General features: G+C 45.8%; 15 protein-coding genes and 2 tRNA genes. 10 read left to right on the top strand and 7 right to left on the bottom strand.

The genetic code is table 11. The features are described from left to right. Nucleotides 1–226: 226 nt before the first annotated feature. Both sppA and ansA read left to right on the top strand, forming a co-directional pair. Nucleotides 227–2098, top strand: a complete 1872-nt coding sequence (gene sppA, locus IY568_RS07620; RefSeq protein WP_228553227.1) for a signal peptide peptidase SppA — start codon at nt 227–229, stop codon at nt 2096–2098. 89 nt (nt 2099–2187) lie between these two features. Next, nucleotides 2188–3198, top strand: a complete 1011-nt coding sequence (gene ansA, locus IY568_RS07615) for an asparaginase (RefSeq protein ID WP_194867224.1) — start codon at nt 2188–2190, stop codon at nt 3196–3198. 70 nt (nt 3199–3268) lie between these two features. Here ansA and gndA read toward each other — a convergent pair whose 3' ends face one another. Then, nucleotides 3269–4642 (bottom strand): NADP-dependent phosphogluconate dehydrogenase, encoded by a 1374-nt coding sequence (gene gndA, locus IY568_RS07610; protein WP_125559727.1) that lies wholly within the window; start codon nt 4640–4642, stop codon nt 3269–3271. Nucleotides 4643–4961: 319 nt separating this feature from the next. Between gndA and pyk the strand changes: the two genes are divergently transcribed. Further along, a complete protein-coding gene (pyk, locus tag IY568_RS07605; RefSeq protein WP_125559729.1) occupies nt 4962–6395 on the top strand; it encodes a pyruvate kinase in 1434 nt (477 codons plus the stop codon). 69 nt (nt 6396–6464) lie between these two features. On the opposite strand, the gene IY568_RS07600 is transcribed toward pyk, so the two are convergent. The 4 genes from IY568_RS07600 to IY568_RS07585 all read right to left on the bottom strand — a co-directional run bounded on the left by IY568_RS07600 (nt 6465) and on the right by IY568_RS07585 (nt 11166). Continuing rightward, the gene (locus IY568_RS07600; RefSeq protein ID WP_125559731.1) at nt 6465–7289 is read right to left on the bottom strand and encodes a LytR/AlgR family response regulator transcription factor; all 825 of its coding nucleotides are present in this window, start codon (nt 7287–7289) and stop codon (nt 6465–6467) included. Nucleotides 7290–7293: 4 nt separating this feature from the next. Beyond that, nucleotides 7294–8364: a sensor histidine kinase gene (locus IY568_RS07595; protein ID WP_010384498.1), complete on the bottom strand. Its 1071-nt coding sequence runs from the start codon at nt 8362–8364 to the stop codon at nt 7294–7296. 164 nt (nt 8365–8528) lie between these two features. Continuing rightward, a complete protein-coding gene (locus tag IY568_RS07590; RefSeq protein ID WP_138536037.1) occupies nt 8529–9773 on the bottom strand; it encodes an amidohydrolase family protein in 1245 nt (414 codons plus the stop codon). Nucleotides 9774–9783: 10 nt separating this feature from the next. Further along, entirely contained in the window at nt 9784–11166 is a 1383-nt protein-coding gene (locus tag IY568_RS07585) for an amidohydrolase (RefSeq protein WP_194867333.1), read from the bottom strand. Between the two features lie 620 nt (nt 11167–11786). Here IY568_RS07585 and IY568_RS07580 point away from each other — a divergent pair. Then, nucleotides 11787–12146, top strand: a complete 360-nt coding sequence (locus tag IY568_RS07580; RefSeq protein WP_164517515.1) for a DUF3718 domain-containing protein — start codon at nt 11787–11789, stop codon at nt 12144–12146. Nucleotides 12147–12245: 99 nt separating this feature from the next. Here the strand turns inward: IY568_RS07580 and IY568_RS07575 are convergent, their stop codons facing one another. Then, nucleotides 12246–12938 (bottom strand): DUF445 domain-containing protein, encoded by a 693-nt coding sequence (locus IY568_RS07575; RefSeq protein ID WP_125559736.1) that lies wholly within the window; start codon nt 12936–12938, stop codon nt 12246–12248. A 135-nt stretch (nt 12939–13073) separates the two neighbouring features. Between IY568_RS07575 and IY568_RS07570 the strand changes: the two genes are divergently transcribed. Continuing rightward, a complete protein-coding gene (locus IY568_RS07570) occupies nt 13074–13928 on the top strand; it encodes a fructosamine kinase family protein (RefSeq protein WP_194867223.1) in 855 nt (284 codons plus the stop codon). Between the two features lie 78 nt (nt 13929–14006). Next, complete coding sequence (locus IY568_RS07565) at nt 14007–14210, top strand: CPXCG motif-containing cysteine-rich protein (protein ID WP_010384490.1); 204 nt, start codon at nt 14007–14009, stop codon at nt 14208–14210. Nucleotides 14211–14362: 152 nt separating this feature from the next. Here the strand turns inward: IY568_RS07565 and IY568_RS07560 are convergent, their stop codons facing one another. Beyond that, entirely contained in the window at nt 14363–15004 is a 642-nt protein-coding gene (locus IY568_RS07560) for a riboflavin synthase subunit alpha (protein ID WP_125559798.1), read from the bottom strand. Between the two features lie 138 nt (nt 15005–15142). On the opposite strand from IY568_RS07560, the gene IY568_RS07555 reads away from it, so the two are divergent. The 4 genes from IY568_RS07555 (at nt 15143) to IY568_RS07540 (ending at nt 17778) form a co-directional block, all read left to right on the top strand. Continuing rightward, complete coding sequence (locus IY568_RS07555; RefSeq protein ID WP_125559740.1) at nt 15143–16498, top strand: MATE family efflux transporter; 1356 nt, start codon at nt 15143–15145, stop codon at nt 16496–16498. Next, nucleotides 16470–17459 carry a DUF3080 family protein gene (locus IY568_RS07550; protein ID WP_194867222.1) on the top strand — a complete coding sequence of 330 codons (990 nt, stop codon included), beginning with the start codon at nt 16470–16472 and terminating at the stop codon, nt 17457–17459. Before IY568_RS07555 ends, IY568_RS07550 begins: the two co-directional genes overlap by 29 nt. A gap of 126 nt (nt 17460–17585) precedes the next feature. Beyond that, nucleotides 17586–17662, top strand: a tRNA-Val gene (locus tag IY568_RS07545). 40 nt (nt 17663–17702) lie between these two features. Next, nucleotides 17703–17778 (top strand) — tRNA-Val (locus IY568_RS07540). The last annotated feature ends 63 nt before the right edge of the window (nt 17779–17841 follow it).

The following is a 17841-nucleotide window of genomic DNA, read 5'->3' as shown; positions in this document are numbered from 1 at the left end:
AACTGGTCTTACCTGTGAACATTAACGATTTTATATTTTTTCGCAAGCAAAAACCGCGACTAATTTCTGTTAAATACGATTCAATGATAGAAAAGTGATTGATTTTTCGCCCATCGTCGCCAAATAAATACTTAGTTACGTTTTTGTTCTAACGACGCTGCGGCAACTAAGTTATGATTAACAGTGAGTACATTCCACTAAGACATTCAGAGGTATAGCTTTGAAATTGATCGGTAAATTTTTTCTCGGGATCTGGCACGCGATAAACTTTTCTCGCCGCTTGATCCTCAATTTTTTGTTCTTCTTCCTGATCATTGCAGCGATGATCGGTGTTTTCTCAACGGAGGAGCAACCTCAGGTAACGCAGGACAGTGTATTGCGACTGAACTTGTCTGGTAAACTGGTTGAGCAACTAACTTATGTTGACCCAATAGACGCAGCTATGGGAGACGTGTTCGGTAAACAAGACCTGCCCAAAGAAATGCTGGTCGACGATGTTGTCAACACCATCAATACAGCGGCCCGCGACCCCCGCATCAAAGCGCTTTACCTAGATTTACGTCATATGCACTACGCACACCTGGATAAGTTACGTGATATTGCCGGTGCTATTGAATCTTTCAAAGAATCAGAAAAAAAGGTCTTTGCGCATAGCCCGTATTTTAGTCAGTCTCAGTATTATCTGGCCGCTCACGCCGACGAAGTATCTGTTCACCCGTACGGGGGCATTAACATCAGTGGCTATGGCTCCTACCCAATGTACTTTAAAGAGGCACTGGAAAAGCTCAAGGTCACACAACACATCTTTCGGGTAGGTACCTATAAGTCAGCGGTTGAGCCATTCATTCGTAATGATATGTCTGCGGCTGCAAAAGAAGCCAACAAACTTTGGCTTAACACTTTATGGTCTCAGTACAAACAAGACGTAGCAAACAAGCGCGGATTTGAACTTGCCAACTTTGACGAAACACTTACTCAATATGTAGATAAAATGGCCTCGGTGACCGGCGACTCTGCGCAATTTGCCTTAAAGTATGGCTGGGTTGATTCACTCGAAACAGACCAGGAATTCAACCAAAAAATGATTGACCTGGTAGGCACTCAGAACAATGGTAAGCGCTTCAAACAAATCTCTTTCGAGGACTACTTTGCAAGTACCGCGTCACACGACTTTGGCCCGAATCCATTTACCGAAAAAGTCGCCGTAGTCGTTGCAAAAGGCACGATTGTCGACGGCAAACGTAAAGCCGGTATGATAGGCGGTGACTCAACAGCGGCTCTGCTACGAAAAGCCCGACTGGATGACAAAGTAAAGGCTGTGGTGTTAAGGATTGATTCTGGTGGCGGCAGTATGTTTGCTTCCGAAGTTATTCGTAACGAAGTGCTGGCCATTAAAGCTGCCGGAAAACCAGTGATTGCGTCTATGGGCTCAGTGGCAGCATCAGGCGGCTACTGGATTGCAGCGTCTGCTAACGAAATTTGGGCGTCTCCAAGTACAATTACCGGATCTATTGGTGTCTTTGGAACCATCTTAACCTTTGAGAATTCATTGAAAGAATTGGGCGTATATTCAGACGGTGTGGCAACGACTGAGCTTAAGTCGTCCTCTTTGTCCAGAGGCCTGGATCCTAAGTTTGCAGATGTATTGCAAATGGGTGTGGAAGATGCCTACAACAAGTTTATTTCTGTGATAGCAGATTCCCGTAACCTGCCAGTATCTGACGTAGATGATGTCGCACAAGGCCGGGTATGGCTTGCTACTCAAGCGCATGAGTTTGGGCTTATTGACCAACTTGGTACTAAGCAGCAAGCGATTGAAGCTGCTGCAAAAATGGCCAACCTTGAGCATTACGATATTTACACTGTTGAGCAAACCCTGTCAGAAAAGGAGCAGCTACTACAGGATATTTTCGGCTCAGCAACCATGCAGTCTTTGCTTTCAGCGTCAGAAGATAATGCGCCGTCATTAAATCCGATTGCTCATGAAGGGCTCAACCAGCTTTTCTATCAGGTGAAACAAAGTGCTGCGATGATCACACAATTTAATGACCCTAACAACATCTACACCTTGTGTACCACTTGCATAGTGGGTGAGTAAGGAATGTCTCAATGATTTGACTGCATTGTGATGCTGCAGTTGATATAATTAGCCCGGACTAGGATCCGGGCTTTTTTTTAGGTACCAGAATGAAAAGAAAAAAAATCTATATTGCCTATACAGGCGGCACAATTGGCATGAAGCAATCCAGCCGGGGGTACGTACCCGTCTCAGGATATCTCACAGAGACGGTAAAAAGTAATGCTGAATTCACCCGAGAAGAAATGCCCCTGTTCGACATTCATGAATACTGCCCACTGATCGATTCATCTGACATGTCGCCACAACACTGGCAACTAATAGCCGACGACATTAAGAGTAAATACGAAGAGTACGATGGGTTCGTCGTATTGCATGGCACAGATACCATGGCTTACACGGCATCTGCACTGTCATTTATGTTCGAAAACCTGACCAAGCCTGTGATTATCACAGGTTCACAAATTCCCCTGTCCCAACTTCGCTCTGATGGCCAGGTTAACTTGCTTAATGCAATGTATCTCGCCGCAAACTACCCCATTGCCGAAGTAAGCCTGTTTTTTAATAACAAACTCTTTCGAGGTAATCGTGCCATCAAAGCACATGCTGACGGATTTGACGCCTTTGCCTCTCCCAATATGGCCCCTCTCGCTCAGGCTGGGATCAATATTCAATTACTCGAAGGTCAGCTCAGCCCATACGTTGACCAGGGTTTGCGCGTCACATCTGTTGCATCACAACCCATAGGCGTGCTGCACCTGTACCCAGGTATCAGTAGCACCATGGTAGCGAATGTGCTGCAGAGTGATATCAAAGCCCTTATATTACTGAGCTTTGGTGTCGGCAATGCACCTCAGCAAGAAGATATTCTTAACGCTCTTAAAGCGGCCTCGGACAGAGGGGTCGTGATCGTTAATTTAACCCAGTGTATTCAGGGTCAGGTTAATATGGGTGGCTATGCGACAGGTAACGCCCTACTCAACTGCGGCGTAATTAGTGGGTATGATATGACGTTGGAAGCATGTCTGACTAAGCTACATTACTTATTCAGTCAGGGTCTCGAACTGGAGACCGTACGTCACCTGATGCAAGACAACCTGCGTGGTGAACTGACTCGTTAGCCATCATACGCACACATACAAAAAAGCCCGGGCTGACATCCCGGGCTTTTTATTTGAACAGTCAAACAATTTATCTGACTTTAGCGTCAATCTCAGCTAAATCAGTCAGGTGACACGACTCACCGCTGTGGGTCTTAATTCCGTGCTCACCGAAATAATCACGCTGCGCCTGAACTAAGTGGCCATTGCTCGGCGTACTCAGTGTCGCGAAATAGGTTTGTGTAGAAGCCAGTACAGGGAACGCCAGGCCACTCTGAATTGCCTGACCAGCAATTTTACGTAAAGCATTGGCAGGCCCTTCTTGTGTATCCAGGAACTCAACGCCTTTGGCAATATCGTCCAGATAATCGGCTCTGATGATACACCCTGCACGCCATGTCTGAAGGGTTTTATCCAGATCAACTTTCCACTGGTGCGATCTGGACGCGCCTTTGATCAGTGCCAAACCCTGACGATAACAAAGCAGGCTGGCAAAATAGAATGCATCTTTGAGTTCATCCAAATCCAGATCTACACTGTTTGTTGCACGCTGAGCATACGTCATTTCTTTCGCTGCTGGTGTATCTATGGTGTTGGTCAAATGTCTGGCTTGCACAGCAGCCACCAAAGACGGAACTGCGATCCCAAGCTCAAGCGCATTTTGTGCAGTCCAAAGACCCGTTCCCTTTGCACCCACTTTATTGTCAATTAGGTCAACCATAGGTTCATTCTGATCGCTTTCAAGGCTCAGAATATGGCTTGAAATAGCGAGCAGATAGCTGTTAAGCGGCCCTTCAGACCAGCTCTTAAACACCTCTGCTACCTGAGCAGGTGAGCGGCCGGTACCTATGCGTAACAGCTGATACATCTCTGCGATAAGCTGCATCAAGGCGTACTCAATACCATTGTGAACCATCTTCACAAAATGGCCACTAGCCGACTGACCAACACGTGCAAAGCAAGACTCACCATTGTGCGTGGCAGCCACTTTTTCGAACCAAGGAATTAAGCGCTCCCAGCCACCTTCTGAGCCACTGGCCATCATAGCAGGCCCATGTCGAGCCCCTTCTGCACCACCCGAAATCCCCATCGTGGCAAACTCGAACTTGTTCTGGTACTTAAGTTTGCGGGCAATACCATCTTTGTAGTTACTATTGCCACAATCGACAATGATGTCGCCTTTCTCGACACCCGCTTCAATTAAGTCCTGACACACTTTATCAACCAGCTCACCAGCCGGTACCAGAAGCAAAACAGACCTTGGCGTATCCAATCGCTTAACCATGTCAGCAAGATCGGAAACGATGTGAAGGCGCTCGGCAATACCCGACGACTGCGCGCAACTTAATAGCTCCGCTCCCGCGTCCGGGTTTTTATCATAGGCAACTAATGTCATGCCCTGTTCTATAAGATTTAGCGCGAGGTTTTTCCCCATCACACCCAAACCAACTAATGCAACTTGCATTAAGTTTTCCTCCTCGGTAACAAATTCAATAGTCTTTCGGTAGCGTACCGTCATTATACCCAAGCTGAGTCGGATATAAAGCGTTCAGCTTACCTCACTGATCCCGCCTACCTGATTGTAAATTAATCAATTTTAGATAAGTACGGCATGTTATTGACAAAAAGTCGTGATTGACGCCACCTGACACCGGTGTCATAATCAGTTCATATAGATCATATAATTTAATTTGCATGTTAAAAAGGGCTATAAGATATTTCTTTCTTAAAACCCAGCAAGTTATCCAGATAAAGTCACCGAGACAAGCCAACAGGAGAACCTGATGCTTAGACGCACAAAGATTGTAGCAACACTAGGGCCAGCTACAGATAGAGATAATAACTTAGAAAAAATCATTCGCGCAGGTGCAAACGTCGTTCGTTTGAACTTTTCCCACGGTGTCGCACAGGACCATAAAGACCGCGCAGAAGCAGTCAGGGAAATTGCAAAAAAGTTGAACAAACACGTCGCAATACTGGCTGATTTGCAGGGTCCCAAAATTCGTGTTTCTACATTCAAAGACGGCAAAGTTAACCTAGACGTAGGTGCAAAGTTTACTCTAGACGCTGAACTTGAAAAAGGTGAAGGCACTATCGAGTCTGTCGGTATTGATTATAAAGAGCTACCAAATGATGTAAATGCGGGCGATTTACTTCTGTTGAATGATGGTCTTATCCAGCTAACCGTAGATAACGTTTCGGGCAATAAAGTGCACTGTACGGTTACTGTCGGCGGTGTCCTGTCGAACAATAAGGGCATCAACCGATTGGGGGGTGGCCTGACAGCGCCTGCATTTACCGAAAAAGACAAAGAAGATTTACTTACTGCGACTGAAATTGGCGTTGACTATATTGCCGTTTCATTCCCGCGCAGCGGCGACGACATGCGCTACGTTCGGGGCCTTGCTGAAAAAGCAGGATCAGACGCACAACTACTGGCTAAGATTGAACGTGCAGAAGCCGTTGATTCAGTTGAAGCGATTGACGACATTGTATTAGCCTCAGACGCAGTGATGGTTGCACGGGGTGATTTGGGTGTAGAAATTGGTGATGCGGCCTTGGTAGGCAAGCAAAAGCAAATCATTAGCCGTGCACGTTCACTCAACAGAACGGTTATCACTGCAACACAAATGATGGAATCTATGATAGATAACCCGATGCCGACCCGTGCCGAAGTCATGGACGTAGCAAATGCGGTACTGGATGGCACTGATGCCGTAATGCTGTCAGCAGAAACAGCTGCAGGCGAATATCCGGAAGAAACCGTCGCAACGATGGCACGTGTTTGTCTTGGTGCTGAATCACAGCCACAAACACACATTTCAAGACACCGACTGGATAGCATGTTTACTGATACATCAGAAACACTGGCCCTGTCAGCTATGTATGCGGCAAACCATCTGACTTCAGTAAAAGCCATCGTTGCACTGACTGAGTCTGGAAATACATCTAAATTAATGTCGAGAATTAGCTCTGGCTTGCCAATCTATTCACTTTCTCGACATGCCAGAACACTTGGCCAGACAGCGCTCTATCGGGGCGTTTATCCGGTTTATTTTGATTCTACCCAATGTAGTGGAGAATCAACCGTTCGCGATGCGCTAAATACACTGGTCGAAACAGGTGCGCTGGAACAAGGCGATACGGTGATCCTAACTCACGGTGACGTAATGGAAACCATTGGTGCGACCAATACAATGAAAATTGTCACCGTCTAGAAAGTCTGAGTCCGGGTGGCATTGCTGCCCGGATAACCCTTCCTTCTCAATTCATCATCCAAAAACGGTCTAGCTTGCTAAAGCCGCTTTAACTTTGTCACGGTAGCTTCGGCTGACTTTTAACTCCTGGCCATTTTCTAACACCAACAAATACTCGCCACTGCTTTGTGTAACCAGCTTGCTGATCTGCTTGGTATTGACGATAGCTGAGCGATGAACACGCACAAATAATTTAGGGTCCAATTCCTGCTCAAGCTCTTTCATCGTTTTACGCAAAATATGAGTCTGACCGTCAGAGCAGTGCAAACACATGTAATCTCCGGCAGCATCAATCCATTGAATAGAGGCAGCAGATACTCGAATGATTTCCCCCTGCTCTTTTACCGCAATCGACTCTGGATACTTTTTGTCTTCAATGGTGTCACCAGTAGCCAATTTACGCAGAATTTCTTCGCAGTTATTGCCTGTGATACCGGCAACGAAGCTGGCGAGCTTTTTCTTGTGAGCATTATCTTGTTGTGTTTTCAAATAGCTATGCACTTTTTCAACCGCCTGTTTTAGTCTGTTGTCATCTACGGGCTTTAGGATGTAATCTAAAGCATGAATTTCAAAGGCTTTTACTGCATAATGATCAAAAGCAGTGACAAACACGATGGCCGGCAACGGCTTAACACTCTCACTGAGCGCTCTGGCCACTTCAAACCCATTCATGGTTGGCATTTGAATATCGAGAAATACCAGATCGATTTGTTGATTGGCGCATAACTCAAGCGCTTGCTCCCCTGAGCTGCACAACTCGATAACGTCTATGTCTTCTATCTGTTTTAAGCGCACAGCCAGGCCTTTTCTGGCTAGGGACTCATCGTCTACTATTAGCGTTCTGATTTTGCTCATTACTTTACTTCTCAGCCTTTTCAAAAGGAACTCGTATATTCACCTTCAATCCAGAAGGCGTATTGTGCGCAAGCACAAATGAATAATTATTTTCGTATAATGTTCTTAGTCTGTCCTGGGTATTGGCAATACCTACCCCCTGGACATTGCTCAACTGGCCATTTTCTATGGACGCACCCGGCCCGTTATCACCTACCTCTAACAATAGCTCATTGGCAAAAACCTGAGCTCTTATCTCGATTTTGCCACCACTGGCCATATGCGCAATAGCATATTTGATTGAGTTTTCAATTAACGGTTGCATGATCAGACTAGGCACCAGTGCTTGTTTGGCTTCTTCAGTGATATCAAAAACCACTTCAAGGCGTTCATCAAAACGCACCTTCTCAATATTCAAATACAATTTGAGTGCATGCAACTCCTGCTCTAGCGGTACTTTTTTTATTGGGTCTGTATTTAATGTATAACGCAGGAAATCGCTCAGCCTGGACACCATTTGATTGGCATCTTTATTCTCTTCAACCAGTACCAGCGTTGAAATGGCATTGAGTGTATTAAAAAGAAAGTGGGGATTTAGCTGGTAACGCAGCATTTTAAGTTGCGCTTCGTGGGCCATCGTATTAGCTTTCAGTGCCTTCTGTCGTTCACTTTGCAGCAGCTGATAGTACTTAATACCGAAATATAGACCACTCCAACACAAAATAATGTAAACAGAATCCAAACCTTGCTGAAGGTAGTAATACCATTCTTCGGGCCTGTATCCATGCCGGTAAATTTCCCACATGTTAAACTTCTGAACGACAGACCAAAGTGTGCCTGTCAGGTAAGAGGTGCTAAAAACAACAAAGATAAGCAATAGTGGTTTTGCGTTCCATACTTTACGGTAGAGATAACGCAATGGCACTGTCATCAGACAACCTGCATAGGCGTTGAGCACGATCACAAAAACGTAAATATCGCGCATTTCGAATACTTTTGAACCTATGTAGTTTACCAATGCATAGCCAATCCAGCCTGCAATTTGTAAAACCCAGAAAAATCGCTGTCGATTATCGACCAGAGCTTGCCACTTCAAACGTTTATAACCTCTTAAGACTTAGCCAAATTATATCCTATGGCAGCCCCATTCAACAGCGCCAGCGGTCTTACTTTTTTAACGGTTAAACGCAAATCGACAGAGTGAAAATATGATTTTTAGGCAAGAAAAAAGGCCCTGACGGACCTTTATCGATATCTTGATTACTTAGTATACGCGCGAGGCATATCGGAGTCTGTGGTATAGCGGTCTCTTAGTTTATCGTGACGAGATTCTGTACTCACTTCTTCACCATTGATCCAGAGTTTATCTAAGGTTGTAGTAAACTCAAATGGGTCGGCGCTCCAAAGTACCAAATCTGCACGCTGGCCAGAGGCAATCTTACCCCCGTCCAGGTCAAATACATCTGCAATATTGCTACTGACCGCTTTTAGCGCCCCTTCGTAACTCATACCATGTGCGACAGCAATACCCGCATCGAAACGCAGCTGATACAAATTGTGCGCCCCTTCAAATGCAAAACCAGACAACAGCACTTTTACGCCAGCACGCTCAAGCTCTCCGGCGTTGGTAAGATCAGCATGTAATGAGCTAAAACTGGTTGGCAAGTTAGACACTGCACTGATAACCACAGGAACATTCGCCTTAGCGATTTCCTCTTTAACCAGAACAGCGTCATTCACGCCCCAAAGAACCAGGTTAAGGCCAAACTGCTCTTTCACCTTCAATACTTCAAGGATGTCAGATGCGCGTTCTACGCCAACAACAACTGGCATTTCACCTTTCAATACTGCGGTCAGTACCTGCTCTTCCTGGCTTGGCTTCTTCGCTGCTTTCTTATCGTCTTTCTTGCCCTTATCAGACAGCTTTTGCTGCTGACCTTCAAGCTTTTCTGCCAGGGTTTTGTATTTCATTGCACGCGACCCGGTGCTGCTTGCATCCATGTCAACCAACAATGCAGTGCGCGTCTTCAGTACACTGTCAAACTCTCCGGATAAGTCCACTACAAAGGCTAACCCTTTGAAAATGCTCTTTCCGCCATGTGGCATTACCACATTTTGCGTGATACCGCCTTTGCGACCATATGGGATCAGCGACGAACGAGGGTTGAATGCCGGGCTGGCATCAAAATCCACGTCGGCTTTATCATCACCTGCATCTCTTGAGCCGGCCACTGCGCTCACTTCAACCAGTCCTAGCTGGTTCATTGAACCAATAAAACCAGGCGTAAGAACTCGGCCTTGTGCATCAATCGTCACATCGGCCTCGATACTCGTTGGGTTAATCGCAGTGATGGTGCCGTCTTCAATTACCACAGTTGCCCCTTCCAGGGTACCCGCGTCAGTCAATGTGTGAACCTTAGCATTGGTGATCGCCGTGATCTGAGCAAATGCGGCTGAAGAAGCCAGCAATGCACTGGTCAATAAAGAAATCTTAAACTTATTCATCATTTACTCCTTAGCGCTGACCCAGCATAAAATCACTCACCGCCTGATATTTCTCATCGAAGCGGTCATATACTTTGGCACCGTCGATGTAGACGGTTTCGGCTTTAGAATAAACGCTAAATGGATTGCGGTCCCAGATAACAATATCCGCTTGCTTACCTTGTTTGACCGACCCGGTCTTTTCTTCGATACCGAGCGATTTAGCCGCATTATATGTGATCCATTTAATGGCATCTTGCTCTTTAAGCAAGAATCCGGCCTGGTTCGCAGTGTTCATGATTTTGGCAGCTTCATGATTCAAACGTTGGATTGTGGTGTCTGAATCAGAGTGAACAACGGCACATGAATTTTTAACGGCATCCACGATGGCAACGTTTTCAGGAACCATGTCATATGCTTCCATTTTGAAGCCCCACCAATCAGGCCACAATGCGGCACAATTACCATTCTCGGCAAGCAGATCAGCGACTTTATAAGCTTCAATACCATGGTGGAAAGTACCCGAGTGATAATTAAACTCTTTAGAGAGGTCGATCATCATAGCCATTTCTTCCGCTTTATAGCAGTGATTGTGGATCAGGATTTCACCGTCAAGCACACCACGAAGCGTATCCAAACGAATGTCACGTTTTGGTGCATCCGGGTTCAGTCCTGCCGCATAAGCCGCATCATATTGTTCCCAAGCCTGTTTGTATTCGGTCGCCTCAGCCCAGGCAGCACGATATCCCGCCATGTTACCCATACGCGTATAAGGTGCGACGCCCTTACCACCATAAACACGTTTCGGGTTTTCACCACACGCCATTTTCAGACCATAGGGTGCATCCGGAAACTTCATGCCTTGCATAGTTGGTGATGGCACGTTCTTCAGCGTTACACTGCGACCGCCAAACAGGTTGGCAGAGCCGGGCAGGATCTGTAAGGTGGTGATCCCGCCTTCACGCGCCCGGTTAAAGCCCGGGTCCTGTGGCCAAACTGAGTGCTCAACCCATACCTGGGCTGTATTCGGCTTGGTGATCTCGTTACCGTCTGCATGAGACTCTACAGAAGGGCTTGGATAAGCACCCAGATGTGAATGCACATCAATAATACCTGGTGTGACCCATTTGCCCTGAGCATCGATGGTCACGTCAGCCTGAGCGGACAGGTCTTTACCAACTTGGCTGATTTTGCCGTCTTTAAGCAATACATCCGTGTCTTCCAACAGCTCGCCTGTACCTGTCAGTACAGTTGCATTGGTGATTAAAGTGGAGCCTGAGCTATGAGGCTGATAGGTACTTGGGTATGGATTTTTATCAATGGTGACTTTTTCTTTCTGAGGGCCTTTGTCCTGGCACCCTAAAAGAACTGTACTTAATGCAAGTACAATCGCCGTCGGCTTGAATTTTTGCATCATATTTCTCTTATTGTTCTGCGTGATTGATCACCCCGCAGAGTATTGGCTTACAATTGACGTAAAATTGCAACTAAGTTTCGACAGTTCACAATATAGCTCGGCCATCTGCACATTTCGAGTTTTCTCCCTGCAATAGAGACTAAGCTGACTTTAATACACCTGCTATTAGCTGTAATGGCATTCTTGGAGCCAAGCATAACCGCATGATCAGCCCCTATTTTTTCTACATCAATACCGCGAATCCAAGTGTGACTCCTAAAGGTGTTGCAAACTCAGTACAGTGCATATTATCGGCAGTACGCAATGTCGACAAACCTGTATTGCAGTCACAACCAGAGAAGTATCGACATACTTTTGACACAGGTATTAATCTAAGCTCAATTAAAGGAAAACATCACTATAATGAAACAAAGAAAAATAGTTAATCGAAAAAAAACTGCCCTGACAAAACACATTATTCTCTTACGTCTGAAACAACTATAGCATTAAAATCAATTTGTTACTTAGCACTTTTACAGCAGACATAGTTACTTACATTCGGTTATTTCATGGTTACAGCATTTTGCAGCATTCGCATTAATACTTGTTGTGAGCTTTGTATAAATCTGGAGAAGATCATGAAACTTGCCGCGACTTTAGTGCTTTCCCCTCTGCTTCTGGCCACCAGCATGGCTGCCAGTGCAGGAGACATAGAATTTGTAGGAGCAGACAACAGCATCGCGACACAGCTATGTGTTGCAGTAGGAACTAACCACCGCCTAACTTTAATTAAAGAACTAACGGAGCATCGTATCAGCCGCTCTATTGTTGCCAATAAACTCACCTGCAACGAGATGCCAGTGCCTCAGTTTGCCAAGAAATTTGGCCTGCATAAAACTGCGGGGCTGCTTAATATCGACTTTACGACTGACACGTCAATCACAGACATAGCGATGACCGAAAACACACAGACAATCGTCATTTCTGGTTCCAGATAAGTGTCAGCCATCCATTCGGCGCATCGTGAACTGATACCCAGCACGATGCGTCCATATAAATGGTTTTATCCAATCTAAATGACCCACACAAGGTGGCCTTTAGACCAAAGCTGCAATGAGCCCAAACAAGCCACCGAAGACACCACCCCAAACCACCAACCAGCCAAGGTGCGTGTGGATCATATCCTGAACAATACTTTTGACCATCGCTGGCGTGAGTTCTTCCAAACGCTCTTCAACAGCATGTTCAATGGCTACTTTTACGGCATCAACCGACTGCCCGCTACTCAATAGGCCAGACAGTTGCTGCTGAAAATCTTCCCCTTCACTGATTTCAAACAAGGCTTCTTTCATTTTATCGGTGAAGCTGTCTTTCATCGGCTCAATCGCTTCTTTACCGCCCACCATGGCCAACATAGCCCCAAATTGAGAAGCCTCTATCACCTGTACCAATTTATTGAATGCAGGTGACAAGTCGGTTTGCGTAATAACTGGCTTCAGATCCAGCTGAATCTCATTTTTTTGTGCGAAACTACGCAACTTATCTTCGTTAAAGAACTCTTCGAGTATCAGTTTACGAATGGCGCTTTTAAATTCTTTAAATTTAATGGTGATCACGCCCGACCCGTACAGACCCGGCACTTTCTCAAACAGCATGTGTATTGCAAGCCAGTTTGTCACGGCCCCCGACAAGGCAAACAAGCCCATAGTCCATAACACATCGATCTTTAATAACCAGCCAAGCAGTACAACCACAGCGGCCAGGATATTCGTCGCTAAACTTTTACTCATCAGTGCCTCTTATGATCTGAGTATTTTGCCCGGCCGCATATTGTAGTGAATTTAAATCTCGCTACAAGTATTTGTGTTATAGCAAAAATCGGCCATAGTTTAGACTATGTGTGGTGCTCAAACCTTGGCGGGACTATGTGGAATCTCGTAAACCAGTATATCAGTGATGCAATTCATGAACATTTCGAGTTTACCCGTAAAACGCAATTGCCCTGCAATGCGCACGCTCGGTTGTTTAAAATCGAGAATGATCATCACTGCTATCTGGTTAAAGTAGATCATATTCAAGCGCTGGAGCGCTTTGAATGCGAGGCCCGCAACCATGACACATTGATCCGGGACAGCGACTTTTTAGTTGCCGATACCATCACAATAGGCTCAAGCATTGAATTTTGCTTTTTGGTGCTTGAATGGCTTGAGACGTCAGGAGAGCTCGAAGATTGGTACACCTGTGGCACCACGCTCGCCAAACTACACGCTCGCCACGAGCAAAAAATGTATGGACTGGAGGAAGATAATTACTTTTTCGATTTGGCTCAGCCAAACCAGTGGCATAAAAAATGGGAATTGTTTTTTGCCGAAGAACGGATCGCCTGGCAGCTACAACTATTGGCAGAAAAAGGGATCAAACTGGTCGATATCGACCAGTTCGTTGAGCGCATTAAACCCATGTTGCCACATCAAGTCGCGCCATCTTTGCTTCACGGCCACTTTTGGCGTGGCAATATCGCCTTTTCCCAGGGTAAACCCTGTTTATTCTGCCCCTCTTGTTATTATGGTGACAGAGAAATAGATCTCGCATCGAGCGAACTCTTTGCGCCCCTGCCACATGCATTTTATGAAGGGTATGATAGTGTTTACCCCAGAATGGAAGGGTATGAAGACCGCCGGCGTATCTATCAACTCTATCCTTTGCTATGCCACGCAAATATGTTCGCAGGGGATTATCTGAAGCAGGCCGCTAACCACATCGAAGACCTTTGCAAATAACTGCAACTTTACTGTAATACTCCACAATGCTGCTATAGTTATTAATGTAAAAAACGGAAAACTCGTTGGAGTAAACTCATGAAGCAGCTGTATGACCAACGTATTAGTTGCCCGCATTGTGGCCATCATATTTTTGTTAGTCTGGACGCCAGCGAAGGTGATCAGGACTACTATGAAGATTGCGCAGCTTGTTGCAACCCGATCCATCTGAACATGCATATAGATTACGCAATTAACAAGCTTGAACTGAGGGTTGATGCAGACGACGAACAAGTCTTTTAATGGGCACTGACAGTGCCCACATCACCACATGTTTAAGAACAACACCTGCTACTCACGGTATTGTCTCCTCAGATACCAGCGCCGCAACGATAACAGGATGTAACAGCGGTATTATCGCCTCGAAATCATCGACTCGCGCCACCAGGATAGTCTCACAATGAGAAATTGCCCCTATTTTTACGCAAATAATGTTCTACCGTGTTCACGGTCGTGTATGTCTGCTGGTCAACTTCAATATTAAACAGATCGCCAACGTGGGCTGTGCCAATGTTGGTCAGTGCCAGTGTTTCCGGAATGAGATGAAGCCAGAAACCATCTTCTTCTAGTTTACCTACCGTCAAACTTGCACCGTTAACACTGATAAACCCTTTATAAAGAATGTATTTTTTCCACTGCTCAGGAATGGCAAGTTTGATCCGGCAGTTATCGGCTTCCTGAATATATGCCAGGATCGTCGCCTGACAATGCACATGGCCGGACACAATATGCCCACCCAACTCAGTACCAAAGGTCACAGAGCGTTCAAAATTAACCCGGCTGCCCTGCTGCAGCAAGTTCAGGTTGGTCAACTGGAGCGTTTCGTCGATCACATCAAAAGACACCTGTCCGACGACGTCTGCACCTCTTACTTCAAAATCTGTGACGGTCAGACAACATCCATTAATTGCGATACTCGCACCATGAGTCAATTTTTCCAAATATCGGCTGTCAACCGACAACACCAGCTTCATGATCCCTTCGCGCAACACAGCACTAACTACTGTCGCTTGAGTCTGTACAATTCCGGTAAACATAACACTCAGATTTTCGAGAATAATGCCGCGCAGTGTAACCCAAACACTCATCAGATTAAACTGCGCTTTTATCAGATAAAAGTGGTAAGTTTTAAAGAAGTTTTTTAAGATTAACGTTTTAGGAAGTCCAGACTCAGTATGAAATTTGCTTTATGGGAAGCAAAGCGCCTGGTGCGTCTTGCCACCCCTGTCTTTTTTGCCCAAATCACGCTGGTACTTATGTCGGTTGTCGACACTATGATGGCGGGGCAAGTCAGTGCCGAAGATCTCGCTGCACTGTCAATTGCAACCGGCACCTGGAACCCAATGACCTTTTCTTTACAGGGTATTCTATTGGCAATCACCAGTATGGTTGCTTACTGCGATGGGGCCAAACAACGAGACGGTATTAAAACCTACTTTCAGCAGGGTATCTACCTTGCATTAATACTCTCTTCACTTGGTTTTATTGCCAGTGCCTTTACTCCTTTGGTCTTTGCACGTATCGGGGCAGCGAGTGCTATCACAGACTTAGCACAACAGTATATTGATTTTGTGAAATGGGGATTACCTGCTTTTTTATTGTTTTCTGTCTATCGTAATGTCACAGAAGGCGTTGGTAACACAAAAGCAGCTTTGTACATTAGTTTGCTTGGACTGGTCGTCAATGTCTTTGCCAACTATGTATTTATCTATGGCAAATTTGGCATGCCTGCACTGGGCAGCGCGGGGTGTGGACTCGCAACAACCTTAGTATTTTGGGTCATGGCCATCGCGCAGTTGATTTATAGCTTCAACAATAAATATCTCGATGGACACTGGTTGATCACAGCCTTCGCACGGCCGCATGCTGCAACCTTGTTTCAAATAGTCAAACTTGGCCTGCCCATTTGTCTCGCAACGTTTTTTGAAGTGACCTTATTTGCCTGTATTCCCCTATTCATTGCAGATCTCGGAGCCATCGCAGTATCCGGACACCAAATAGCAGCCAGCGTAACCACCATTCTGTTTATGCTCCCTCTTAGCCTTTCTATGGCGATCGCAATACGTATCGGAACTTTGTCAGGAGAAGGCAATTACCCCAAACTGGTAAATTCGGTCTACACCAGCTTTGTCTGTGCCGTGGTAGTATCAGTGATTGTTGCGGCCTTTACCTACGTGATCCGAAATGAGATTGCCTGGGTATATACTCAAAATACCGAAGTGGCGTTACTGGCCTCTGGGATAATCGTGCTGGCATGTATTTATCAACTGCCAGATGCTTTGCAGGTTGCTGCCAATGGTGTATTGCGTGGATTGAAGTACACCAGCCCCATCACCATTGTCACCTTTGTGTCTTACTGGCTGATTGGGTTCAGCCTCGGTTTTGTGCTGGCAAAAACCGACATACTGACATCGGCCATGGGTGCCAGAGGGTTCTGGGTCGGCATTATCGTCGGTTTGACTTGCGCCGCTATACTACTTCTTTATTTTGTGAGGAAACGGCTTGATACGTTACGCCCCGATCCTGTTTAGCCTGCTACTGGCAGTGGCCTGTACACCCACTGCCAGTGACATCAACCAGGAATATGCCAACAGGCTGGCCAATGTGCTGGACATCCCTCCGCCCAGCATTGACAAACTATCCCCTATCGTCGAATACACAGCCACCAGGCCTGAAGCCTCGTTTAAGCTCTCTGTATTGCAGCTAGCCAACCTGGGACATTGTGCGCTGGCCCAGGACGTAGCACGACACAATAACCAACTCGGTAAACTGGCCGTCCCCAGCGAGGTATTCAAGTATCAAGTTCGCTTTATCCAGCTGGCTGAACGCTGCATTCAGGATACCAAAACTCAGAATCAGGAAGTCAAACACATTCTTCGTCAGGCAGCCGAAGAAAAGCGCACAGCGCTGCCTCAGTATTTCGCATTTATGCTCTCAGCAGAGCCCGAACTAAACCAATTTAACCGACTGACATTTGAAGAAACTGACAAGCGAGGCACAGACAATGAGATCCAGGCCAATGAGAGCCTGGCTGTGCTTGCGTCCATAGCAAACAGTTTACTTACCCCTGAAAACATTGACCCACAGAAAATAACGCCTGCCTTAAGTAAATTACACAATAACAGCTATATCCAAACTTTAATGACCAGTGCGCGTAGACAAATTAGCTGGAACCAAAAACTAACGACATGGCTGTCGCAAATAGAGCTGGAAAAAACGATTTGTCCTGAAGGTAAAAACAAGAAAAAGGCTCAGGTGTTGCATAATATTTTCAATAAATACGCTATTTCGCAATTGCAACCATACCAGTCTCAGCTCAGTAATCAGTTACAGGAACTGAGTAACTCGTTCGCTCAAATTTCACAAGCTATACCTCACCCGTTATACCCGGATCATGCAGCGGCCCTGATGACAGAGCTGAAATCATCGAGCAGGCAGCATGCACAATGGTGGCAAGGCTTCTACAAAGTGTGTAAAGTTGCACCGGTATGAGCGAAAAAAGTGCAAACAAACATTAATTTAGCAAATTTACTTGATCCCTTCGAACGCTCGCTATATATTAGCGGCCGTTGGCAAGTGACGTAATGCAACAAAACAGTCATAGTTGCTCAACATTGTACGACCGTAGCTCAGTTGGTTAGAGCACCACCTTGACATGGTGGGGGTCGGTGGTTCGAATCCACTCGGTCGTACCAATTAATCTTTCTAGATTAATTTTAAAGCGTTTATTATTGTACGACCGTAGCTCAGTTGGTTAGAGCACCACCTTGACATGGTGGGGTCGGTGGTTCGAATCCACTCGGTCGTACCAATTAATCTTTCTAGATTAATTTTAAAGCGTTTATTATTGTACGACCGTAGCTCAGTTGGTTAG

This window comes from Pseudoalteromonas sp. PPB1 (genome assembly GCF_015356275.1).
In the GTDB taxonomy this organism is placed as follows: domain Bacteria; phylum Pseudomonadota; class Gammaproteobacteria; order Enterobacterales; family Alteromonadaceae; genus Pseudoalteromonas; species Pseudoalteromonas rubra_D.
Note: the sequence above shows the minus strand (reverse complement) of the source record. Positions and strands in the feature narration are given on the sequence as shown.